This is a genomic window from Achromobacter aegrifaciens, from assembly GCF_902859735.1.
GTDB classification, from domain to species: domain Bacteria; phylum Pseudomonadota; class Gammaproteobacteria; order Burkholderiales; family Burkholderiaceae_B; genus Achromobacter; species Achromobacter aegrifaciens.
In genome coordinates this window covers 132,063-154,339 of sequence record NZ_CADIJY010000009.1, presented here as the reverse complement: position 1 = coordinate 154,339, position 22,277 = coordinate 132,063, and the positions used below count along the sequence as shown (strand labels likewise).

General features: G+C 67.4%; 22 protein-coding genes and 1 tRNA gene. 13 read left to right on the top strand and 10 right to left on the bottom strand.

The window, feature by feature from the left end; all coding sequences use genetic code 11:
- Positions 1-79 precede the first annotated feature (79 nt).
- The 5 genes from HV766_RS22615 to HV766_RS22595 all read left to right on the top strand — a co-directional run bounded on the left by HV766_RS22615 (position 80) and on the right by HV766_RS22595 (position 6,457).
- Entirely contained in the window at positions 80-2,125 is a 2,046-nt protein-coding gene (locus tag HV766_RS22615) for a TonB-dependent siderophore receptor (RefSeq protein ID WP_225590530.1), read from the top strand.
- A gap of 147 nt (positions 2,126-2,272) precedes the next feature.
- Positions 2,273-3,298, top strand: a complete 1,026-nt coding sequence (locus tag HV766_RS22610) for a 2-keto-3-deoxygluconate permease (protein WP_082400881.1) — start codon at positions 2,273-2,275, stop codon at positions 3,296-3,298.
- Entirely contained in the window at positions 3,295-4,512 is a 1,218-nt protein-coding gene (dtnK, locus tag HV766_RS22605; RefSeq protein ID WP_175181878.1) for a D-threonate kinase, read from the top strand. The genes HV766_RS22610 and dtnK overlap by 4 nt, the downstream gene beginning before the upstream one ends.
- The gene (gene pdxA, locus HV766_RS22600) at positions 4,509-5,561 is read left to right on the top strand and encodes a 4-hydroxythreonine-4-phosphate dehydrogenase PdxA (RefSeq protein ID WP_054453127.1); all 1,053 of its coding nucleotides are present in this window, start codon (positions 4,509-4,511) and stop codon (positions 5,559-5,561) included. Before dtnK ends, pdxA begins: the two co-directional genes overlap by 4 nt.
- A gap of 5 nt (positions 5,562-5,566) precedes the next feature.
- Positions 5,567-6,457 carry a GntR family transcriptional regulator gene (locus HV766_RS22595; protein WP_175181877.1) on the top strand — a complete coding sequence of 297 codons (891 nt, stop codon included), beginning with the start codon at positions 5,567-5,569 and terminating at the stop codon, positions 6,455-6,457.
- A gap of 85 nt (positions 6,458-6,542) precedes the next feature.
- Here HV766_RS22595 and HV766_RS22590 read toward each other — a convergent pair whose 3' ends face one another.
- Positions 6,543-7,211: a FadR/GntR family transcriptional regulator gene (locus tag HV766_RS22590; RefSeq protein WP_054453132.1), complete on the bottom strand. Its 669-nt coding sequence runs from the start codon at positions 7,209-7,211 to the stop codon at positions 6,543-6,545.
- A gap of 188 nt (positions 7,212-7,399) precedes the next feature.
- Between HV766_RS22590 and HV766_RS22585 the strand changes: the two genes are divergently transcribed.
- Both HV766_RS22585 and HV766_RS22580 read left to right on the top strand, forming a co-directional pair.
- A complete protein-coding gene (locus HV766_RS22585) occupies positions 7,400-8,269 on the top strand; it encodes a fumarylacetoacetate hydrolase family protein (protein ID WP_175181876.1) in 870 nt (289 codons plus the stop codon).
- A 59-nt stretch (positions 8,270-8,328) separates the two neighbouring features.
- On the top strand, positions 8,329-9,300 hold the full coding sequence (locus HV766_RS22580) for a tripartite tricarboxylate transporter substrate binding protein (RefSeq protein WP_175181875.1): 972 nt from the start codon (positions 8,329-8,331) through the stop codon (positions 9,298-9,300).
- A gap of 31 nt (positions 9,301-9,331) precedes the next feature.
- Here HV766_RS22580 and HV766_RS22575 read toward each other — a convergent pair whose 3' ends face one another.
- Genes HV766_RS22575 through HV766_RS22555 form a run of 5 tightly spaced genes read right to left on the bottom strand, consistent with a single transcriptional unit; the run spans position 9,332 to position 14,318 of the window.
- Positions 9,332-10,828, bottom strand: a complete 1,497-nt coding sequence (locus tag HV766_RS22575; protein ID WP_175181874.1) for a class I adenylate-forming enzyme family protein — start codon at positions 10,826-10,828, stop codon at positions 9,332-9,334.
- Between the two features lie 9 nt (positions 10,829-10,837).
- Positions 10,838-11,572, bottom strand: coding sequence for a CoA-transferase subunit beta (locus HV766_RS22570; protein WP_054453138.1), 735 nt, complete (start codon positions 11,570-11,572; stop codon positions 10,838-10,840).
- Positions 11,565-12,398, bottom strand: a complete 834-nt coding sequence (locus HV766_RS22565) for a CoA transferase subunit A (protein ID WP_054453140.1) — start codon at positions 12,396-12,398, stop codon at positions 11,565-11,567. Before HV766_RS22565 ends, HV766_RS22570 begins: the two co-directional genes overlap by 8 nt.
- A gap of 31 nt (positions 12,399-12,429) precedes the next feature.
- Positions 12,430-13,152 (bottom strand): enoyl-CoA hydratase/isomerase family protein, encoded by a 723-nt coding sequence (locus tag HV766_RS22560; RefSeq protein ID WP_054453143.1) that lies wholly within the window; start codon positions 13,150-13,152, stop codon positions 12,430-12,432.
- A complete protein-coding gene (locus HV766_RS22555; protein WP_175164074.1) occupies positions 13,149-14,318 on the bottom strand; it encodes a CaiB/BaiF CoA transferase family protein in 1,170 nt (389 codons plus the stop codon). Before HV766_RS22555 ends, HV766_RS22560 begins: the two co-directional genes overlap by 4 nt.
- A gap of 285 nt (positions 14,319-14,603) precedes the next feature.
- Here HV766_RS22555 and HV766_RS22550 point away from each other — a divergent pair, with 285 nt between their 5' ends.
- Positions 14,604-15,572: a tripartite tricarboxylate transporter substrate binding protein gene (locus HV766_RS22550; RefSeq protein ID WP_054453146.1), complete on the top strand. Its 969-nt coding sequence runs from the start codon at positions 14,604-14,606 to the stop codon at positions 15,570-15,572.
- Positions 15,569-17,209 (top strand): FAD/NAD(P)-binding protein, encoded by a 1,641-nt coding sequence (locus tag HV766_RS22545; RefSeq protein WP_175164072.1) that lies wholly within the window; start codon positions 15,569-15,571, stop codon positions 17,207-17,209. The genes HV766_RS22550 and HV766_RS22545 overlap by 4 nt, the downstream gene beginning before the upstream one ends.
- On the opposite strand, the gene HV766_RS22540 is transcribed toward HV766_RS22545, so the two are convergent.
- The 3 genes from HV766_RS22540 to HV766_RS22530 all read right to left on the bottom strand — a co-directional run bounded on the left by HV766_RS22540 (position 17,118) and on the right by HV766_RS22530 (position 19,420).
- Positions 17,118-17,882 (bottom strand): IclR family transcriptional regulator, encoded by a 765-nt coding sequence (locus tag HV766_RS22540; protein ID WP_082400883.1) that lies wholly within the window; start codon positions 17,880-17,882, stop codon positions 17,118-17,120. The genes HV766_RS22545 and HV766_RS22540 overlap by 92 nt on opposite strands.
- Before the next feature lie 61 nt (positions 17,883-17,943).
- Positions 17,944-18,570: a cysteine dioxygenase family protein gene (locus HV766_RS22535; protein ID WP_175164071.1), complete on the bottom strand. Its 627-nt coding sequence runs from the start codon at positions 18,568-18,570 to the stop codon at positions 17,944-17,946.
- A 238-nt stretch (positions 18,571-18,808) separates the two neighbouring features.
- Positions 18,809-19,420 (bottom strand): hypothetical protein, encoded by a 612-nt coding sequence (locus HV766_RS22530; RefSeq protein WP_147400231.1) that lies wholly within the window; start codon positions 19,418-19,420, stop codon positions 18,809-18,811.
- 186 nt (positions 19,421-19,606) lie between these two features.
- Between HV766_RS22530 and HV766_RS22525 the strand changes: the two genes are divergently transcribed.
- The 3 genes from HV766_RS22525 (at position 19,607) to HV766_RS22515 (ending at position 21,005) form a co-directional block, all read left to right on the top strand.
- Positions 19,607-20,209 (top strand): helix-turn-helix domain-containing protein, encoded by a 603-nt coding sequence (locus HV766_RS22525; RefSeq protein ID WP_054453692.1) that lies wholly within the window; start codon positions 19,607-19,609, stop codon positions 20,207-20,209.
- Positions 20,210-20,331: 122 nt separating this feature from the next.
- The gene (locus HV766_RS22520) at positions 20,332-20,559 is read left to right on the top strand and encodes a hypothetical protein (RefSeq protein WP_054453154.1); all 228 of its coding nucleotides are present in this window, start codon (positions 20,332-20,334) and stop codon (positions 20,557-20,559) included.
- A gap of 215 nt (positions 20,560-20,774) precedes the next feature.
- Positions 20,775-21,005, top strand: coding sequence for a DUF3079 domain-containing protein (locus tag HV766_RS22515; protein ID WP_054453156.1), 231 nt, complete (start codon positions 20,775-20,777; stop codon positions 21,003-21,005).
- A gap of 89 nt (positions 21,006-21,094) precedes the next feature.
- Here HV766_RS22515 and HV766_RS22510 read toward each other — a convergent pair.
- Positions 21,095-21,171 (bottom strand) — tRNA-Arg (locus HV766_RS22510).
- A 336-nt stretch (positions 21,172-21,507) separates the two neighbouring features.
- On the opposite strand from HV766_RS22510, the gene HV766_RS22505 reads away from it, so the two are divergent.
- The gene (locus tag HV766_RS22505) at positions 21,508-22,197 is read left to right on the top strand and encodes a DUF3313 domain-containing protein (protein WP_175181873.1); all 690 of its coding nucleotides are present in this window, start codon (positions 21,508-21,510) and stop codon (positions 22,195-22,197) included.
- Positions 22,198-22,277: the final 80 nt, after the last annotated feature.

Here is a 22,277-nt window from a genome sequence, read left to right as displayed (position 1 = left end):
GAAACGCCACCCTGATCCCGCCGCCCGGCGCGCGCGGCCGCTGGTCCTGTTGCCTGCTGCCGCCGCTCTTGCCGCCTGCATGGGCGCCGCAGCGCAGGCCCAGCCCGCCGCATCCGGCGAACCCGCCACCATCCTGCCCGCCGTGCAGGTCACCGGCACCGGCGAAACCGCGACCAGTCCGGTAGAAGGCTACGTCGCCACGCGCAGCGCCACCGCGACCAAGACCGACACGCCCTTGTCCGAAACGCCGCAGGCCATCACCGTGATCCCGCGTGAACAGATCGTGGACCAGGGCGCGCAGAACATCCAGGACACCATGAACTACGCGGCCGGCGTGCGCCCCAACGCGTATGGCGTGGACAACCGCGCCGACTACGTGCGCGTCCGGGGCGTGGAGCCGGTGCAGTACCTGGACGGCCTGCGCCAGTACTTCAGTTTCAACAACCCGCGCACCGAGGTCTATGCGATGGAGCGCGTGGAAGTGCTGCGCGGCCCCGCCTCCATGCTGTACGGACAGGGCAGCACGGGCGGCATCGTCAACCTGGTCAGCAAGCGCCCGCAGGAGGAAACGCAGCGCGAAATCGGCGTGGTGCTGGGCAATCACAACCGCCGCGAAATCCAGGCCGACCTCACGGGCTCGGCCAGCGAGGACGGCCAGTGGCTATACCGCGTGATCGCCGTGGGACGCGACAGCGATACCCAGGTCCAATACGCGCCGGACGACCGCCTGATGCTGGCGCCGTCCCTGACCTGGCGCCCCAGCGCAGCCACCTCGCTGACATTGCAGGCCACCTGGCAGAAGGATCGCGCCGGCACCACGCAATCCTTCCTGCCGTGGAGCGGCTCGGTGCAGGAAAATCCCAACGGCCGCATCCCGACCCGGCGCTTCGCCAGCGAACCGGGCTTCGACGCCTACGACACGGAGCAGTTCAGCGTCGGCTGGCTGTTCGAGCATCAGTTCAACGACACCTGGAAGGTGCGGCAGAACTTCCGCAATACGGTCAGCAGCGTCGACTACAAGACGCTCTATCCCAACGTCTACGGCGCGCGCCGCGGCGATTCCTACATCGATCCGGAACAGACCACCGTCGACCGCATTTTCTATGTCAACAAGCCGCGCATGCGCACGTTGCTGGCGGACCAGAACGTGGAAGGCAAGCTGAACTGGGGCCGCACGGAGCACACGGTGATCTTCGGCATGGATTATTCGCGCTACCGCGAGACCAGCCAGACGGCCAGCGGCGCGGGCTCGCCGCTGAATCTGTACCACCCCGTGTACGGCAACGTGCCCGAGTACGAACTGTCGGACAACCCCAAGATCAATCAGCAGCAGATCGGCTTCTACGCGCAGGACCAGATCAAATTCGACAAGAACTGGATTTTCCTGGCCGGCATCCGCCGCGACCGCGCCGACAGCACCACCGAAGGCCAGGACCGGGAAACCGACATGGCCACCACCAAGCGTTTCGGCCTCATGTATGCCGCTGACAACGGCTGGTCGCCCTACCTCAGCTACAGCGAATCGTTCACGCCCATCGCCGGCGCCGACTTCTACAACCAGCGCTGGAAGCCCATGCGCGGCAAACAGGTGGAGGCTGGCATCAAGTACATGCCGAAGGACGCCGACATCGAATTCACCGCGGCCGCCTATGACCTGCGCGAGAAGAATCGCCAGACCAACGACCCGGACAATCCCAACAACCAGATCCAGGCCGGCAAGACCCGTACCCGCGGCGTGGAGCTGGAACTGCGCGGCCGCGTCACCAAGGAACTGGACGTGATCGCCAACTATATCTACACCGACCTGGACCCGCAGCTTGAGGCCCAGCCCAAGCACATCGCCTCCATGTGGGGCAAGTACCGCTTCGCGCTGGCCGGCCAGCCCGGGTTCGCGGTGGGCGCGGGCGTGCGCTACCTGTCGGCGTTCCGCGACGGTGGCGCCCCGGAAACCCCGGCGGTCACGCTGTTCGACGCCATGCTCAGCTACGACAATGGCCCCTGGCGCTATGCGCTGAACGTGAACAACATCGCGGACCGCACTTATGAGGTGGTCTGCCTGGATCGCGGTGACTGCTTCTACGGCGCGCGCCGCACCGTCATGCTGAGCGGCGCCTACCGCTTCTAAAATCGGAACTGCCTCCGGGCCTGGGAACCTGTACGTACATGCTGTACGTACAGGTGTACACTACGGTTTTTCATCCCTGTTCAACCGTCTGACAGACGCGCGCTCGAACGTCTGCAACCTAGAAAAACCGTCCTGGAGACTCCGATAGTGTCGACCGAAACTTCCCGCTCGCCCTTTTTTGGCACGATGCAGAAAATCCCCGGTGGATTGATGCTGGTGCCGCTGATCCTGGGTTCCCTGATCGGCACCTTCGCTCCCGACGCCCTGGCGATCGGCGGGTTCACCACGGCACTGTTCAAGAACAGCGCCCTGCCCCTGATCGCGCTGCTGATCTTCGCCACCGGCACCCAGGTCAATGCGCGCACCGGCGGCCCCATCCTGGCCACCGCCGGCACCATCCTGCTGATGAAGACGCTGGTGCCCGCCACCCTCATCATCATCCTGGGCAGCTACGTCGGCCTGGACGGCGTGCTGGGCGTCTCCATCCTGGCGCTGCTGGCCGCCTTCGACAACAGCAACGGCGGCTTGTGGCTGGCCTATACCGGCCAGTACGGAGATGCCCGCGACCGCGGCGCCTATGTGGCCAGCGCGGTCAACGACGGCCCCTTCTTCAGCCTGCTGTTCCTGGGCGCCTCGGGCCTGGCCGACATCCCCATGATCGCCCTGGTGGCGGCGCTGGTGCCGTTCCTGCTGGGCGTGGTGGTCGGCAACCTGGACCCCAAGTGGCGCGACGTGCTCAAGCCCGTGCCCAACATCGTCATCCCGTTCTTCGCCTTCGCGCTGGGCACCGGCATCAACCTGGGCGCCGTGGTTTCCGGCGGCGTCAGCGGCCTGATCCTGGGCCTGATCATCAGCCCCATCACCGGCGGCCTGGTCTACCTGGGCTATCGCTACATCCTGCGCCGCGGCGGCAAGAGCGGCCTGGGCTTCGCAGCCGGCACCACCGCCGGCAACGCCATCGCGACCCCGGCCGTGGTGGCGGCCGCAGACCCCAACTTCCAGCAGTACGTGTCGACCGCCACCGCGCAGGTCGCCGCCTGCGTGCTGATCAGTTCGATCCTGGCGCCGATGCTGGCCTCGTACTTCCTCAAGCGCGCCGGCGAACTCAAATCCGAGGACGCCGACCCCACGGTCGCGCCCGCCCTGCGTGAAGCGCGCGGAGAGGCGCTTTGAATCCCGCCATCGCCATCGTCGCCGATGACCTGACCGGGTCCGGCGACACGGCGGTGCAGTTCGTGCGCGCCGGCTGGAACACCCATCTGTCCATCGGCGGCGCCGACGAGGCGCTGTCCGGTCCTGGCGCCGCCGGCGTGGAAGTGCTGGCGGTCACCACCAACAGCCGCCCCCTGTCGACCGCCGACGCGGCCGAAGTCGTCTGGCACAACGTGCGCCGCCTGCGCGCGGCCGGCGTCACACGCCTGTACAAGAAGGTGGATTCCACCTTGCGTGGCGCCTTCAAGGCCGAGATCGATGCGGCGCGCGAGGCCTGGGGTCCGGACACCATTGCGGTGATATGCCCGGCTTTCCCGGCCACCGGCCGCACCGTCGAACAAGGCGTGCTCTACGTCAATGGCAAGCCGGTCACCGAGACCTCGGCGGCCACCGATCCGGTCACCCCCGTGACCGAAAGCCATATCCCCACCCTGCTGGGCTGCGCCCATGTAGCGGCGCAGGCAGGCGACACGCCGCAAACGCTGGCGGCGCGCATCCGCGCGGCCGGCAACACCGTGGTGGTTGACGCCGCCACCGAAGCCGACCTGGAACGCCTGGCGCGCGCCATCGGCTTGCTGGGCATGCACGCCCTGCCCGTGGGCGCGGGCGGCCTTGCCGTACCGCTGGCCCGCGTTTGGGCCGGCGCCGACCAGACCGCGCCGGTCGTGGTGGTGGTGACCTCGCAGCACAGCGCGGCACGCGCGCAAGCCGCGGCTCTGCAAGCCTCGGGCGCCGACACCTGGACGCCCTCGCTGGCCCAATTGGCCGACGACGCAGCATGGCAGGCCTGGCGCCAGCCGCTGCTGCAGGCGCATGCCCGGTCGCCCGCGCAAGCCGGCACGGTGCTGCTGCTGGCGCCCGAAGGCCAGTTGGACGGCCTGGATTCCGAGACCGTCGCCGAACGCCTGGGCGGCCTGGCCGCGCAATTGATCGCCAGCGCGAACGCGGCCGGCGTGGTCGCCACCGGCGGCGACGGCGCGCGCAGCGTGCTGGTGGCGCTGGGCGCCCGCGGCATCGCGCTGGTGGATGAAGTGATGGGCGGCGTGCCTTTGGGCACGCTGACCGGAGGCACGGCCGCCGGCCTGCCCGTGGTGACCAAGGCCGGCGGCTTTGGCACCGAAGATGTACTGGTTCGCGCGGTGCGCGCGATCCGCGACAGGAGATTCAAGCGATGACACAACCCCAACCGGGCAAACTGCCCCTGCTGGCCGTAACCCTGGGCGACGTGGCGGGCATCGGGCCGGAAATCACGGCCAAGATGCTGATGGGCCATGACGAACTGCGCCAGAAGGCCCGCCTGCTCGTGGTCGGCGACGTCGACGTGATGGCCAACGCCGTGCGCGGCCTGGGCGGCGACCCCGCCATCGTGCGCAAGCTGGACCGCGCGGCCGACTGCGCCAACACGCCCGGCACGATCGAAGTGCTGCAGGCCGGCCCGTCGCTGGCCCATGTAAAGCTGGGCGAGATCAGCGCGGACGCGGGCGACGGCTCGGTGCGCTTTGTCACCACGGCCTGCGCCCTGGCGCGCGCCGGCGAGGTCGACGGCATCGTCACCGCCCCGCTGAACAAGGCGGCCATGCACGCCGCCGGCCACAAGTGGCCCGGCCACACCGAACTGCTGGCGCACGAGTTCGGCGTCAAGACCTTCTCGCTGGTGCTGTCGGCCGGCGACCTCTACATTTTCCACGCCACCACTCACGTGTCGCTGCGCCAGGCCATCGAAGACCTGACCCCTGCGCGCATGCGCGCAGTGCTGCGCCTGGCCGGCTCGTTCGCCAAGGCGCTGGGCCGCGGCGACCAGCCGGTGGCAGTCTCGGGCCTGAATCCGCATGCCGGCGAAAACGGCATCTTCGGCACCGAAGACGCCGACATCCTGGCGCCCGCGGTGGCCGAAGCCAATGCCGCCGGCATCCTGGCCGCAGGTCCGATTCCGGCCGACGCGCTGTTCCCGCAAGCCGTGCGCGGCAAGTGGAAGTTCGTGATCGCCTGTTACCACGACCAGGGCCACGCGCCCTTCAAGGCGGTCTACGGCGACGACGGCGTCAACATCACGGTGGGCCTGCCCGTCGTGCGCGTGTCCGTCGACCACGGCACCGCCTTCGACATTGCCGGCCGCGGCATCGCCCGCGAGGACAGCCTGATCCTGGCCGCCGAGCGCGCCGCGCATCTGGCCCCGGGCTGGACGCATGTGTGGGAAACTGCGCGGGCACAAACCGGAGGTTGATTCCCATGGCGCCCGCCACGCACGACGCATTGCCCGTACTTGATCGCTCCGGCGATATCCCGCTGCACGCCCAGGTGGCGACCCTGCTGCGCGGATACATCCGCACGAACAAGCTCGCGGCCGGCGCCGTGCTGCCCAGCGAGGCGGCGCTGTGCGAACGCTTCGGCGTGGCGCGCAGCGTGGTGCGCCAGGCGCTGGCGGCCCTGGCCACCGAAGGCCTGATCCAGCGCGAAACCGGGCGTCCCGCCAGCGTGGCCGCGCCCCAGGAACACCGCCGGCTGGTACAGCGCTCCACCGGCCTGTACGAGCAGTTCGCGCAGTCCGGCGTGTCCCTGCAGACCCGCGTGCTCGCGTTCGCGCGCGCCGAGCCGCCCGCGGACGTAGCCGCCTTCTTCGGCACCACGCAATTGCTGATGCTGGAGCGTCTGCGCCATGTGGCCGACGCGCCGCTGGCCTACGTGCGCACCTGGCTGCCCGCCGACGCGGTACCGGGCCTGCGCGCCGAAGATCTCGCCGACGCGTCCCTGCATGGCGTGCTGACGCGCCGCTTCGGCCTGCGTCCAGGCGCCGGGCGCAATCAGATCCGGGCGGTTGCCGCCGACCAGACGCTGGCCGCACTGCTGGGCACGCAAGCCGGCACGCCGTTGCTGATGCTGCAAGGCCAGGGCATGGACCAGCATGGCCGCCCCCTGGAATGGTTCACCACCTGGCACCGCGCCGAACAACTGGTGTTCGACGTGGACGTCAGCATGGGTCATGAAAGCGTGCAGCCCCGGTTGCAGACGCCCGACACGCCCGCGGAGCCCTCGCCCGAGGGCCACGATCCGCTGGCGCGCGCCCAGGCCCTGGTGGCCGAGCTTTCCGCCGAACTGGCCAGGCTGCGCGCGCAGCCCTGAGGCGCGCAGCCCGCGCCGGCCGCTCTTGCTGCGGCCAAGACCCGGCCGCGCCGCAGTCCCCTGCGGCCTGCGGACGCTGCGACCCCTAGCCCAGCAGGTTGTCCCTCACGTGCAGCAGATGCCGCCGCACGGCCTCCATGGCCCGTTCGGCGTCCCGGTCATGCAGCGCATCGACGATCTCGCGATGCTCGACCTGATAGGCCTGGCGCCGCTCGGGCGTCAGGCTCCTGCGCTTCAAGGCGCCCCAGGTCGCCTGCGAGCGCGCCGCCGTCATCAGGGCGAACACTTTTTCGATGAAGAGATTGTGCGTGGCCGTGGCCATCAATTCGTGCAATTTGGCGTCCCAGATCTCGAACGCTTCGAAGCTGTCGGCGGCCTCGGCCCGCGCGCAGGCGTCCTGCATGGCGGCGAAATCGGCCGGGCTGCCGTGCTGCACCACCAAGGCCGCAATCGCCGGTTCCAGCACCAAGCGCGCCGCCATCAGTTCGGCCGGGCTGGTGGACAGCACTTCGGTGCGCAGCAGCCCTTCGGCCTGCGCCAGGACCGAGGGCGGATTGGCGTAGGTGCCGCTACCCACGCGCTGCGAAATCAAGCCTTCGACCTTCAAGTCGGCCAGGGTGCGGCGCACCGTTGAACGGCTGATGCCGAATTGTTCGCTCAGGGCGCGTTCCGTGGGCAGGCGATGGCCGGCGGGCCAGGCGCCGGATTGCAGATTTTCAATGATGACCGCGCGCAAGGCGGAAGCTTTGTCCATGGACCGTCCCAGAATGGCTAGCGGCCAGATGATACCAAAACAGACCAATACACGCCTAAAAAACTATTAATCCTGTTAGGAAAATTGGTTTACTTGGTATATCCTTCTCCGCAATTGGGCCTGATTACTCACTCAATTGGTACTTTTTGGTATTAAGCACGGGCGGCCGGACCGCCCAGGGAGCAAGCATGAAGATTGCAGTATTCCGGATCAACGGTGAACGCCGCATCGGCGTGGTTTCCGACGACGGCGGCAGCGTGACCGCCCTGGACTTCCCGCGCGAACTCGCAGCGGCCGGCGCGCTGACCGCCGTGGAGTGGCTGGCCGAAGGCCGCGCCCTGCCGGGCAAGATCGGCTCGTCCTACGGTTGGGACCAGGTGGAACATGAAGCGCCGCTGCCGGCGCAGCGGCGCAACCTGTTCTGCGTGGGCCGCAACTACCACGCCCACGCCAAGGAACTGCGCGACTCGGTTTTCAAGGACAACGACGCCAATCCCGAATCCTGGCCCATCGTGTTCACCAAGGTGCCGCAGACCGTGGTCGGCCCCTGGGCCGACGTGAAACTGCCCGTGGGCGTGTCCGACAAGATCGACTACGAAGCCGAACTGGCGGTGGTCATCGGCAAGGGCGGTCGCAACATTTCCCGCGCCGAGGCCATGAGCCACGTGATCGGCTACACGGTGGTCAACGACGTCACCGCGCGCGACGTGCAGATGCGCCACCAGCAATGGGATCTGGGCAAGTCCTTCGACACCTTCTGCCCCATGGGCCCCTGGCTGGTGACGGCCGATGAGCTGGACGGCCAGAAGACCCGCGTGCGCTGCTGGGTCAACGGCGAACTGCGCCAGGACGGCAATACCGAGGACCTGATCTTCGACATCCCCACGCTGATCGAAACCTGCTCGCGCGGCATCACGCTGTATCCGGGCGACGTCATCGCCACCGGCACGCCGGCCGGCGTGGGCCAGGGCCTGAACCCGCCTCGGTTCCTCAAGCACGGCGACGTGGTGCGCGTGGAAATCGACGGCATCGGACATATCGAAAACCGCTTCGTCTGAGTACAAGCCCCGGAATGAACACGGGGCGGCTCGGCAGCAGGAAGCACAAGGAGTGAGACATGAATCTGCGTTGCTACCGGGCGGCCGCGGCCGCCTTGCTATGGCTGGGAGCCGCGAATGCGCTGGCTGCCGGCTACCCTGAACGACCCGTGACCATGGTGGTGCCCTTCCCGCCCGGCGGCGTCGCCGACACGATCGCGCGGCCGCTGGCCCAGGCCATGGGCGACAAGCTGGGCCAGGCCGTGGTCATCGAAAACAAGGGCGGCGCGGGCGGCGCCATCGGCATCGGCCAGGCCGGGCGCGCCAAGCCCGACGGCTATACGCTGCTGATGAGCCTGTCGTCGATTTCCATCCTGCCCGCAGCCGACCGCCTGCTGGAACGCAAGCCGGCCTATCAGCTGGACCAGTTCGTGCCGATTGCGCGCATCACCGCCGATCCCACCGTGCTGGTGGTGCGCGCGGACGCGCCGTACAGGACGCTGCAGGAATTCGTCGACGCGGCGAAGAAGCAGTCCGGCAAGTTCAGCTACGGCTCTTCCGGCATCTACGGCACCATGCACGTGCCGATGGAAATGCTGCAGAGCGCGGCCGGCATCAAGATGATGCATGTGCCCTTCACCGGCGCCGGCCCCGCAGTGCAGGCGCTGGTAGGCGGCCAGGTCGATGCCCTGGCCACCGGGCCGTCCAGCGTCATGCAGCTGATCCAGGCGGGGCGCGTCAAGGCGCTGGCGCATTGGGGCGACGGCAAGCTCGACAGCCTGCCGGACGTACCGTCCTTCAAATCGCAGGGCTACGACATCAGCTTCGTGCAGTGGTCAGGCGTATTCGCCCTGGCCGGCACGCCGCCGGCCGTCATCGACAAGCTGCGCCAAGCCGTCAAGGACGTCGCCAGCAATCCCGAAGTCCAGGCGCGCATCGCCGGCACTGGGAGCCCCGTGCAGTACCTGGACGCGCCCGCGTTCGACGCATACTGGAAGCAGGACACGGCCTCGCTGGAGACAGCGGTCAACCGGATCGGCAAGGTCGAATAGCGTAACGGGACGCCCGAGGCGTCCCTACGCTTCATGAACGCAGGCTGGCGGGCGCGAGCTGCCGCGCCAGCGCCTTGCGGTCGACCTTGCCCACCGCGTTCTCGGGCAGGCGCTCGATCCACAACACCTCGCGCGGCACGTAGATGCGGCCCAGGCGCGCCAGCACCTCGGCCTGTATGCCGGGCGCATCCGGCGCGGCCTCGCCCGCGCGCTGCACGAAGATCACGGGCACTTCGCCCAGGTCCTCGTCGGGCGCGCCCACCACGCAGCAGGCGGCCACGCCCGGCAGACCCGTCACTACCCCCTCGATCAGCGCCGGCGATATGTTCTCGCCGCCGCGGATGATCACGTCCTTGATGCGGCCGGTGATGCTCAGGAAGCCCTGCTCGTCGAAACGCCCCAAGTCTCCAGTGCGCAACAGCTGCGGCGCGCCCGCGTCGGCGCTGTCCACGCCCACATAGCCCAGCATCAGGCTGTCGCCCGCGATGCAGATCTCGCCTTCGCCGCCCGGCGCGGCCTCGCTGCCATCCGGCAGGCGCAAGGTCACGCTCTGGCCGGCCAGCACCGTGCCCACCGACCCCACGCGGCGCGCGGCGGGCGGGTTCATGGTCGAGGTGCAGGTGGCCTCCGAGAGGCCGTAGGACACCACCAGCGGGCAGCCCAGGAAGGCTTCGATGCGCCGGTGCAGCGCTTCGGTGATGGGCGCCGAACCGCAGCGCGCGAAGCGCAACGCGGCCAGGCTTGCGGAGTCGAACTCCAGTTCCAGCATGCGCGCATACATGGTGGGCACGCCGGTGATGAGGGTGGGCCGGAACGCGCGCAGCAAGCCCGGCATGTCTTCGGCCCGGAAGCGCCCCGCCAGCGCCACGCTGGCGCCCGCCAGCAACGGCGCGAAGATCTGGTTGTTGAGCGCGTTGGTGTGATGCAGCGGCATCACGTGCAGGAGCCGGTCTGCCGGCGTCAAGCCGGTGTGCGCCAGCACCCCGCGCGCGTTGTTCGCCAGCCCGCGGTGGCTCAACAGCACGCCCTTGGGATTGCCGGTGCTGCCGGAAGTGAAAAGCAGCAGGCCCGCGTCGCCGGGCTCGGCCTCGCCGCTGCCCGTCCAATCCAGCGGGCCTTGCGCCACGGCGGCGGCGTCCAGCAGGTGTTGCGGCGCCAGGCCGCTGGCCCGGGCCGTGGCCGCGTTGGCCGCGTCGTGCAGCATCCAGCCCAGACCCACCGCCGCCACGCGCCTGGCGGTCTCGGCGTCCGACAGGCGCGGCTCCAGGGGACACGGGCAGGCGCCCGCCGCCATCACGCCCAGGATCGCCAGCACCTGCGCCTGCGACCGCTCCATCGCGATCGCCACCTGGCTGCCGCGCGCCACGCCGGCGGCGCGCAAGCCGCCCGCGATGCGCCCGACCTCGCGCTGCAGGCCCGCATACGTCAAGGCGCCGTCCGTGGTCACGATGGCTGGCCGCCCGGCCCATTGCGGCTGGCTCCACAGGCGCGCGAACGCGGCCACCAGCGTGGCATCGGCGATCGTCATGGCAGTCTCCTAGCGCAGCGCGACGGCCGCGTCGCGTTCGAACTGCCCGTCGGGATCCAGCTCGCGCAAGGCGCGCGCCTCGGCTGCGCTGGGCAGCGCGGACGGCTCGGCGCCCGTCGCATCGAATTCGAACCCCGTGCGCTCGCGCACTTCAGACAGGCTGGATTCCGGGTGCCAGGACTGCAAGGCCAGCCGGCCGTCGCGCTTGACAAACACGGCGATCGGCGTGACCACGCCGTGGAAGCCGCCCCAGGAAGTCATGAAGTCCAGCTTCGGCACGAAGGTGCGCCGCGAGTGCTCGGTGCGCCAGGTGCAGGCGCGCCTGGCCGTGGGCAGCATCACCGCGCCGCCACCGCCGCCCGGCAGGCGCACCTTGGGCTCATGCCAGTCGCCGATGCAGGAGTTGTTGGCGCAGCCCGCGCCGTCGATCTGCGCCGCGCCCAGAAAGGTCAGATCCATACGGCCGCGCGTGCACAGGTCGTAGAAGTCTTCGTTGGAGAAGATCGACGCGGTGTGCTCGGCCAGCACCGGGTCGGAACTGGAGATCGGCACATGCGAGGGCCGCGGGTTCACGCCGCCGGCCACGTTGATGTAGACGAAGTCCCAATCGTAGGCGCGCTTGGCCAGCAGGCAGGCCAGCATGGGCATGGTGGAATTCACGCCGCTGAAGGTGATCTCGTCCGGCCGGATGAAACGCGCCAGATTGGTGACGATGTAGGAAAAACCCGACCATTGCTCAGCCATGCTGCACCTCCCGCGCTTCGGGCGCCGCAGCCATGTGCGCCTGCAGATCGCTGTGTTTGTCCATGTATGCCTCCACTGCCGGATAGTCGATGGCGTAGTCAGGCCAGCAGGATCCCGGCCATGCGCCCTGCGGCGCCACGGCATAGGCCTGCACCATGAAGAACGGCACCAGCGTGGATTCCGGATTGGCCTCGAACACCGCGCTGTCGACCACCTTCTCGGCCACCACCAGCACGCTGCCCGCGGCGCGCGACATGATGCGATCCCAATGCGCCGTGCCATGCACCCGCACATTGCCCAGCGCGTCCACCTCGGACGCATGGATCACGGCGAAGTCCGGCCGGATCGCCGGCACCACCCAGGTCTTCTGACCGCTGCCGTAGGGATCGTCCAGGCATTTCCAGCCATTGAGTTCGGGCAGGCCGCTGCCATGCAGGCCGCCGCAAGGCTGGAACGGCACGCCGAAGGCCGCCGCACGCAGGCCGGCCGTTAGGCTGGCGCACGCGTGTTCCTCAAGTTCGATTTCGCGCCGCTCCACCGCCTTGCGGTACCAGGGCGCCAGGCCAAAGTTCCCTTCCATGGCGACGATGCCGGCGCGCACGCGGCGCAGCGCGCCCGCGCGGCACAGGATGTCCACGTCGTAGCCTGGCGACTGCTTGACCAGTTCCAGGTCGCGCCGGCCCTGCCGGATCAGTTCGCGCACGAAGGCGAACGGTCCGCGGTGCAGGAAGCTGCCGCCCAAGGCGATCGACGCGCCGTTGGGCACCAACGCCGCCAGCTCCGCCAGCGTGCACTGCTTGTTCTTCTGATTGAAACCCGATGCCATGATGTCTCCTTCCCTGCGTGTTCTTCTTAGGTCAACGCGCCTGCAGATAAGCCGCCACCCGCTCCTTCAATCCCGGCAGGGCGGCTGAGCGCACCAGGCGGGCGAGATCGGTATCCGGCGTTTCAGAGGACAGCGCCGCATACAGCTGGACACGGCTGGCGCAGCTCAGCGCTGACGCCGCGTCCAGCGCCTCGCGTTCGACGGCATGCCAATCCTGAGCGTCGGAAAGTCGGCTGGCGAAGCCGTCGCGCAAGGCTTCTTCCGCGCTGAACGTGGCCGCCTGCTCCAGCACCGCGCGCGCCCGCTCGGCGCCGACCAGGGCCGCGTAACGGCGCGTGCCCAGCACCAGGCCGAACTTCAGCCCAGGCATGCGGAACGTGGCGTCGGGCGCGCTGACGCGCCACTTGCAAGCGCCGAACAAGTCCACGCCCGCGCCGAAGTTGCGGCCATGCGCCAACCCCAGCGTCAGGCACGGCGAAGCCGCCAGCCGCTGCAGCAGCATCTCGATGCGCACGAAGCGCAGCAGCAGGTCGCCTTCGCTCTGTTCCTGCCAACCTCCGAAGTCGAAGCCCGCGCTGAAATTCCTGCCCTCGCCCTTCAAGACGATGAGCTGGGCGCCGCCTGCCTCGGCCTCGTCCAATGCGGCGATCAGCGCCTCCACCAGCGGCGCCGAGAGCGCATTCATCTTGTCGGGCCGCGCCAGCGTCAACACATGCGCCGCGCCCTGTTTGTCGATGCGCAGGACCTCGCTCATGCCGCCGTCTCCTTTCTGGCGGCGCGCAGCGCGCCCAGCACTTCATCGTTGTGTTCGCCCAAAGCCGGCGGCCGGCGGCGCAAGGCCGTGGTCTGGCCGTCAAAGCGCACCGGCAGGCCGAAGGTGCGCGTGCGCACGCCGTTGGGCAGGTCCACGGGCTGCACCCAACCCATGTGCTCGACCTGCGGATCCGCCAGCACCTCGGAATAGGTGTTGATGGGCGCACAAGGCACGCCCGCCGCACGGAAACGCGCCAGCCAGGTCTGCGCGTCCTCGGCTTCGAAGATCGCCTCGAGGATCTCGCGCAACGCCGTCTGGTTGCGCGCACGGGCGCTGGTGTCCGTAAAGCGCGGATCGGCCAGCAGGTCCTCGCGGCCTACCGTTGCGCAGACGCCCTTCCACAAGGCCTGGTTGCCCGCCGCCATGCCGAAGTAGCCGCCCTTGCAGCGGAATGCCTGATACGGCGCGTTGCGCGGATGGGCCGACCCCAGCTTGACCGGATCCTTGCCGCTGCCGAAGAACTCCGAGGTCTGCAAGGCCGCGATGCCCAAGGTGGCGCCCAGCATGGGCACGTCGATATGCGTGCCCTGCCCGCTGGCCTGGGCCGCGCGCAAGGCAGACGCGATGGCGAAGGCGCCGTACAGGCCGGCCGAAAAGTCCGCCACGGGCACGCCGCACTTCACGGGTTCGCCGCCCGCTTCGCCGGTCACGCTCATGATGCCGCTCATGGCCTGGATGGTCAGGTCGAAGCCGCCTTCCTGCGAACGGGGCCCCGACTGGCCGTAGGCCGAGATCGAGCAATAGACCAGTTTGGGATTGGCCTCGCGCAGCTGCGCATAGCCCAGGCCCAGGCGGTCCATCACGCCCGGCCGGTTGTTCTCGATCAGCACGTCGGCGGCCAGCGCCAGATCGCGCGCCAAGGCCAGGTCGCCGGGATCCTTCAGGTTCAAGGTCACCGAACGCTTGTTGCGATTGAGGGACGCGAAGTTTTCGCTGTAGCCGTCGGAAATGGGCGGCCAGCTGCGCAGCGTGTCGCCGCCTTCGGGGTTTTCGATCTTGATCACGTCGGCGCCCATGTCCGCCAACAACATGCCGCAAAAAGGCCCCGCCGCGACATTGCAAATCTCCAGCACCGTGATGCCGGCCAGCGCCGAACTGGGTGTCATGTCTGACCTCTCGTTATGAAAATTCAATATTTGGGACAAAGAAAACATTATAAGAGCTGACCTTCAAGACTGGCATCATCCAGCCCATCTCTGGCGCATGCTTGTGTATTTTGGCGTCAATCCTAGTGCATTCCCTAGGTGATGTGCTTAATTGTTGACCAGCATAGCACCGTGTGGAATTCTAAGTAAGTCATTTATTGATACTTGAATCCTATATTTTAGGATTTTAAAAAAAGGGCCGAGACGCTGCATAGGACGGCCCGCACCGACACCAAGGAGACTTCCATGAAAAAAATGTGGCGCATTGCCCTGACGGGCATGGTGCTGGCTTTGGCAGGCGGCGCGGCCGCGGCCGACAACTGGCCGACGAAACCCGTGCGCATGGTGGTCCCTTTCCCGCCCGGCGGCGCGACGGACGCGGCCGCGCGCATCTATGCGCAGCACCTGGGCGACTACCTGGGACAGAGCGTGGTGGTGGAAAACAAGGCGGGCGCGGGCGGAGAGATCGGCGCCGAGTACGTGGCCAAATCGCCCGCCGACGGCTACACCCTGCTGATGGGCGCCGTGGGCAGCCACGCAATCCATGCCGCCATGCCCGACAAGCCCGGCTACGACTTCGGCACCGCCTTCGTCGGCGTGTCGATGGCCACCAGCATGCCCATGGCCGTGGCGGTGAACAGCAGCAAGATTTCCGCGAAGAACGTGCAGGAGCTGATCGCCCTGGCCAAGAGCAAGCCCGGCACCATCACCTTTGGTTCGGCCGGCCCCGGCACGTCCCAGCACATGGCAGGCGAACTCTTCCAGGTCGTCACCGGCACCCGGCTCATGCACGTGCCGTATCGCGGCAGCGGCCCCGCCATCACCGACCTGCTGGGCGGGCAGATCGACATGGTGATCGAAACGCTGCCGGCGCTGCTGCCCCAGGTCGCGACCGGCAAGATCCGCCTGCTGGGCGTCACCACCGCCACGCGCGCCACGGCGCTGCCGGACCTGCCCACGCTCGCCGAGCAGGGCGTAAAGGACTACTCGGTCGCGACCACCTACGCGCTGCTGGCTCCCGCGGGCACGCCGCCCGCCGTGGTGGAGAAGCTCTCGGCCGGCATGCAGAAGGCGGCGGCCATGGCTTCCGTGCAGCAGGCCGCACAGAAGCTGGGCGCCGACGCCGTGGCCACCACGCCCGCCGATACCAGCCGCGTGCTCAAGCAGGAAGTCGCCCGCTGGGCCGACGTGGTGCGCTTGTCGGCGGCCAAATGACGGCGCCCGACACGACACCGCAAGCGGCGGACCTGGCCATCGTCGGCGGCGGCTCGGTGGCGGTCAGCTTCCTCTATCAATTCCTGCTTTCGCTGGAACCTGCCGCTGGACGAGCGCTGACGATCGCGCTGTTCGAGCCGCAGGCCGAACCGGGCGCGGGCGAGGCCTACCAGGAGGATCTGCCCAGCAACCTGCTCAACATTCCCGCCGGCAACATGTCGGCGCGGGCCGATCACAGGATGGATTTCGTGGACTGGCTGCGCGCCCAGGATCCCGCCTGGCTGCGCGCGCAGGGCGCGGACTCGATAGCGCCGGCGGACTTCCTGCCGCGCCCGCTGTTCGGCGCCTACATGCGCGCAGTCTACGGACGGGCTTGCGGGCTAGCCCGCGCGCTGGGCATCACGCTCACGCACGTGCGCGGCCGGGTCCGCCGCGTGGCGCCGCTGCCTGGCGGAGGCGTGGGGGTCGAAGCGGAACCGGGTTCGCCCTTCCTGGCGCGTTACGCCGTGCTGTGCAACGGCAACCTGCCTTCGCAGGCGTTTCCGGAATTACGCGATGCGCCCGGCTACTTCAACAGCCCCTACCCGGTCCAGGCGCTGACCCGCGGCATCGCCGCCGACGCGCCGGTCTGCATCATCGGCACCAGCCTGAGCGCCGTGGACGCCATCGCCGCCTTGCAACAGACGGCCCATCGCGGCCCCATCCTGTGCGTATCGCGCAATGGCCGCCTGCCTTCCGTGCGCAGCCCCAACAACCGCGCGCCAGACACGCTGCAACAACTGAGCCCGAAGGGCGTTCCGCGCCTGGCCGCGAGGCATGGAGGCGCACTGTCACTGGACATCATCGTCACCGCGCTCCAGGAAGAAGTCCTGGCGCTGGGCGGCAGCCTGGAAGCCGCGGACGTGTTCGGCATGGAGGCCGAGGCCCACGTCGCACTGGACGAGGAGATACGTCGGTCCGGACAGGCCCCGCGCCCGTGGCAGGCGGTGGCGGCCGCGACCAATGCCGCCGTCGACCTGATCTGGCATCTCCTCCCGCAAGCCGAGCGCGGCCGCTTCCAGTCGCAATGGCGTTCGCTGTGGATGGCGCGGCGCGCCACCTTTCCGATGAGCAACGCATTGAAGCTGCAAGCCTTGTTCCAGAACGGCCAGCTGCAGGTCTGTGGCGGTTATCTGGACAGCCGCCACGATAGCGTCAGCGGCCTGTTCCACACGCGCTTGCGCGACGCGACGGGCGCCGTCTCCACTCATGCCAGCCGCTATCTGATCAATGCCACCAGCTTCTCGGTGGACACGCCGCGCACGCAGGACCCGCTGGTGTCCGCGCTATTGCGCGAGGGCCATGCGCAGCCCGATCCCCATGGCGGCCTGGCGCTGGACTATGCCACGGGATGCCTCAAGAACGCCGCAGGCGGGATCGAGCCGGATATCTCGGTGTTGGGTAGCCTCGCGGGCGGCACGTACTTCTGGACTACGTCCATGGATGTCAATGCGCGGCTGGCCCGCGATCAGGCGCGGCGCATCAGCGCGGCGCTGGCGCGGCCCGCTACTGGTCCAGATAGCCCCGGCGATAGCCCATCCCCTGCGAGATGGACTGGGCACAGGCAGCCACGTCCGGCGCCAGCTGCTTCATCCTAGCGGCGCTCAGGCGGTCCAGCGGACCGGAGATGCCGATGGCGGCCACGGGCTGGTCCAGGCTGTTGAACAAGGTCACGGCCAGCCCGCCCACGCCTTCGCGCCATTCGCCGCGATTGACCGCATAGCCGGTGCGGGCGATCTTGCGCAGTTCGTCCTTCAAGAGCGGCATGGACACGATGGTCGACGGCGTATGACGCACGAGCTTGTCGGCGTAGCGCTCGACATAGCCTTCCGGCTGGTAGGCCAGCAGCGCCTTGCCCGTGGCGACGGCATAGGCGGGCGCTCGTCCGCCCACCATCGAATAGGCGCGTATCGGCTGGGGACTGTCGATCTTGTCGACGTAGACCACGTCGAAACCGTCGAGCACGGAAAGGTGCACGGTTTCGCCGGTCTGGTCGGCCAGCGTACGCATGTAGGGCGCGGCCAGCTTGCGCACGTCCAGTTGGGCAAGCTGACGCGCCGCCAGCTCGAACAGCCGGACCGCGCCGCGATAGCCGCCGCCGTCATCGTCCTTGGTCACATAGCCCGCATGTATCAGCGTCTGCAAGGTGCGGTGCGTGTTGCTGCGAGTCAGTCCGACCCGGGCGGCCAGCGCATCGATGGTGCGCGGCGGATTGTCCACGTCGGTCACCGCCTCCAGCACCATCAGACCTTTGAGCAGCGTCTTGTCCATTTTTTGTTTTCCTAATATTTAGGACAAGAAAATAGCATGGGACGCCGCGCGCGAACAGACCCTAGCGTGCGCCCCCGGCAATGGCGGCCCGCACGGCTTCCGAGCGGTCCCACAGGTTCGGCAAGCTGGCCGACGAATACCCCGACACGAAAGGCTTGGTCTGCCCGGTCGCGGGGTCATACACATGGCGCGACACGGCGCCGATGTTGCCGCCGTAGAGATGCACGCTGATCGATACGCGGTCCGCGTGGGCGTTGGAGACCCGGTGGATGTCGCCTTCGGCGGGCGACAGGCATTCTATGTCGCCCGGCTGCAAAGTGGTCGCGGCGCCCGCGGGCGCGACGCTGCCGTCCTTGCCGCGGACATAGCGTTGATTGACCTCGGCCCCGCGCAGCATGCCCACATAGCCCCAGACCTCGTGATCATGCACCGGCGTGAACTGGCCCGGCCCCCACACGAAACTCACCAGCGAAAAGCGCTCCAGGGGATCGCAGTGCAGCAGATACTGCTGGTAGTACTGCGGATGGGGCGCGGTACAGGCCTCGGGCAGCCAATCGTCATGGCGCACCAGGTCGGCGAATGCGGCCTGCAACTCCGGCGTCTGCGCCAGGCCTGTGGGCGTGGCCAGCCGGGTCGCCGCGGCGATGAAGCGGCGCAGCCTGTCCAGGCCGCCTTGAGATTCGGGCATTGCGTCTCTCCATGAATTCTGGAAATCCCAGATTGAAAAAATAGTATCCACGATTCAGGACAGACGCGCATGCTTGCCCCTGCCGCTACCCAGGTAATCGCGCTTGGCTATTCTTGACAGGCCCCGGGCCGCGCGAGCAGCGTATCGGACTGGCGGCAAGATTGAAAATGAAAAGCACGCATCTCGATATTCCTCCAGCGCCGCCGCGGCGCGCGTGCAGGCAGCGAGGGCTTCGGCGTCACCACTTGCAGCCCCGATCCGTAACGGTATCCGCCAACAGAAGCGGCAAGGCCAGCAAGCCCATGTCCGCATGGGCGTTCTTGCATGGCGGCCGCGCGCTCTTGGCGATGCCGCGCGCGATCTCGGATTGTTCGACCGGCGCTTTGGGTCCGAGTCGCACGACGGGCTCGCCACGTGCGCGCGGCATGCCCGCCGCTTGCGCATCTTCGGGGCGCCAACCGAAATCGCGCGAAAGATCCGCAGCGCCCGACGGTGGCACGGGTGTCCTGTCCAGCCTCGGCGCGGATGGCGCGGGTGTCCTGCGCGCGCCGGATCGTTGCCCTGCAGCCACGGCCGGCGACGGCGTGTCGACGCGGGCAGGCTGAGCAGGCGCCGATCCGGACGCAGGCTCGTCCTTCGCCGGCTGTTCCTGTGGCAGGGGCGGCGACCGGGCGGGCAACAGATCCACGTAGAACGGCAATTCCGGCGCGCGCGCTGCGGGCTCTATCCGGTCGCGCCACCACAGCCCCGCCACCATCGCATGCAGCGCGCACGACGCCAGCACGGCCCACCACGCCGCCCTGCTCGCGCGCGGTCGCGCATCCACGATTCCAGCCGCGGCCAGAGACATCGGCAACACTCGGACAGTACGCCCAAAACCCCAGGCAACGCGGCGATGATAGCCTCGCGCGGCGTGAAGATTTGTGAAGATGTTGAGGGCTGATGTGGCGCACAATCATCCGCTCAAGTCAGGCGAGGGGAAACCCCAAATCCCACCACCCGCACCCCGGGATACAGTGGCGGGATAGGTTTGGCCGTGGAGATTATCATTCCGTTTTCCTGGAGACTTCCCGACGTATTCGTGCGCTCGCCAGACGGTGTCTTGCACCGCGTGGTGCGCCACGCCACGACCGCGGAAACCATCGCCCAACTCGAGAGCATGCCCAGCAACTATCACCTGGACTGCGAGTGCATGCTCGACAACGGTGAAGCCCTGCATTGGATCGGCGACAACCAGTATCGCCAATTGAACGGCGGCGCCATTTTCACCGCCGAAATCGCTACCACCACGCCTCGCGGCGATTCCCGCAAGAGCGCTGCCGCCAAGAGCAGCCTGCGCGACGCCCGCAGAAAATCCGCCCCGCGCAAAACACCCGCGCAGGGACAGAGTCATTTACCATTAGCTGTCGTCAATCTAAAAACCGGCAACGACTGGAGCCTGATACGCGCCTGGCGTGAGCATCTCAAAATCAGCACCGCTGATATGGCTGCACGACTGGGGGTGGACCACTCCATCTATATCGAACTGGAACGGCCGCGCCCGCGGCCCAGGCAGGTTATCCTGGACCGCGTATCCGAAGCCCTGGGCGTCACTCCCGACCAGCTCGACGATTCATTGTTTGGAGGGCACCTTCATTAGCGCCTGATGCGGGAACATCAAGCTTCCCGCCCTGGCATACTGAAGTGCCTGAACGACTTTGGCGCCGTATATCCAATGGCCCGCGCATGGAGGTATCGCATATGCTCGGCACCGCAAGACGATTGACCGACGTCCTCGCCACCGCGCCGGACGGCACGCTCTACCGCATTGAACGATTCGTCTCAGACCCCGACGCGTATTCCGCGCTGGGCACCTCGCGCTTCGATCCGAAGACGCATTGCGTATGCCGCACCAGCACGGGCGAAAAAGTCGCGTGGCTGGGCGGACAGACTTACCAGCTGCTCAAGAGCGGCACATCCTTGACGGCGGTGGACCGACGACGCCATTAGGCGCATGAGACCGGCGCCGCGCCTCACCGGGCGGCGCTTTCTCCACCCCAATTCCCCAGAACCGCGGCCCGACGCGCAATACTGCGCGCATCGGGCCGCAGGCTCTGCGTTTGAGCCAGATCAAGGAATTTCGGGCGCGCCCGGCAGTACGCTGGACATATATCCGGAAAGATCGGCGCCGCCATCGCGGCGCCCTCCGTCAACAGGCATTTCGCATGGCCAAGAAGTTTCCCTTGCACCCGAAGCACCCCGAACGCATATGCTGGGGCTGCGACCGCTATTGCGCCACCGACTCAATGGCCTGCGGCAACGGGTCCGGCCGCACCATGCATCCCGCAGAGACCCTGGGAGACGATTGGTACACGGTTGGAGACTGGGGATTCGACGACGAAGATGACAAGGCCCGAGACCAGGTCCGGGCCGCGGAACCAGCCTCCACGCACTGAAGCGCAATCCGCGCAGCAAAACAAAAAGGCCTTCGATCGAAGATCAAAGGCCTTTCCGTTTTCTTTCCATTTCATCCAAGCAAGAAGCTTGGCGCGCCCGGCAGGATTCGAACCTACGACCCCCTGGTTCGTAGCCAGGTACTCTATCCAGCTGAGCTACGGGCGCTCCGAAAGAGGCGTGTTTATACCATGAAAAATTAAGGGTGCGCAAATCGGACAGGCCGAAGCCTGTGTCCGCGCCGCGTTCGAATCACGCGCCCGCGATTCGTGGCCCGCCTCGGCCGCGCGATTCCTTCCACAAAACGCGCACAAAGGGAATAGTTCAGAAAGCCCGGTTCACTCGTCCGCGTTGCGAAATTTCACGCTTGGAAAAATAATTGGTTTCCTGTGCATATAGGACAAAAAATGCGCCCACGAGCGGAGAAGCAGCTTTTGCACAGGACCTCTCGCCGACGCCTGCAGTCGGGGCTCTCCTGCCCCCCATCTGTCAGAAGGAACTTGCATGGACACCAAGAATTCCTCGGGCGCGTTCGTTCTGGGCCTCGCTGCCGCGATCCTGGCCACAGGCTGTTCCACCGCACCAAAAACAACGGAGTCCGGCTTCCTGTCGGATTACTCGCTTCTGCACCAGATGCCCGCCCCCGACGGCGGAACCCGCCTGGTCTACCTGAATCCTGATTTCAACGCGTCTCGCTATACCGCGGTGTGGCTTGATCCGATCGAGTACTACCCGGAGCCTCAGCCATCCGCGGACGTTTCCATGGAAACCCTCACGGAGATACGCGTAGCGGTCAACGAGACGCTGCGGCGCAAGGTCGGCGAACAGGTGAGGCTGGTCGATCGCGCCGGGCCCGGCGTCGCCCGTATCCGCATCGCCATCACCGCGGTGGGAACCTCGGAGCAGGCGCTGCGAGCCTATCAATACATTCCCGTCGCGTTGGTAATGACCGAGGCCCGCGCCGCCATGGAAGGAGGCATGGCGCGCGACGCCAGCGTCGCCATCGAGTCGCGGGTCACGGACAGCATGTCGGATGAATTGCTGTATGCGTCCGTGCGGGGTGGCACGGGCGAAAAGGTCGCCAACGCCACCCAGGGCGCGGGCGGCGTCCGCCTGTCCAAACTGCAGCCGCTGATCGATGAATGGACCTCGGGCGCGGCCCGGGAAATCGGCAAGTACGTACGACAACGCTAGAGCAAGGCATCTCGCGGCACAGCTTGGCCTGTGCCGCGGCACTTCGTGATTTTCAACCCATGAGTCCGTTGGAGTGATCC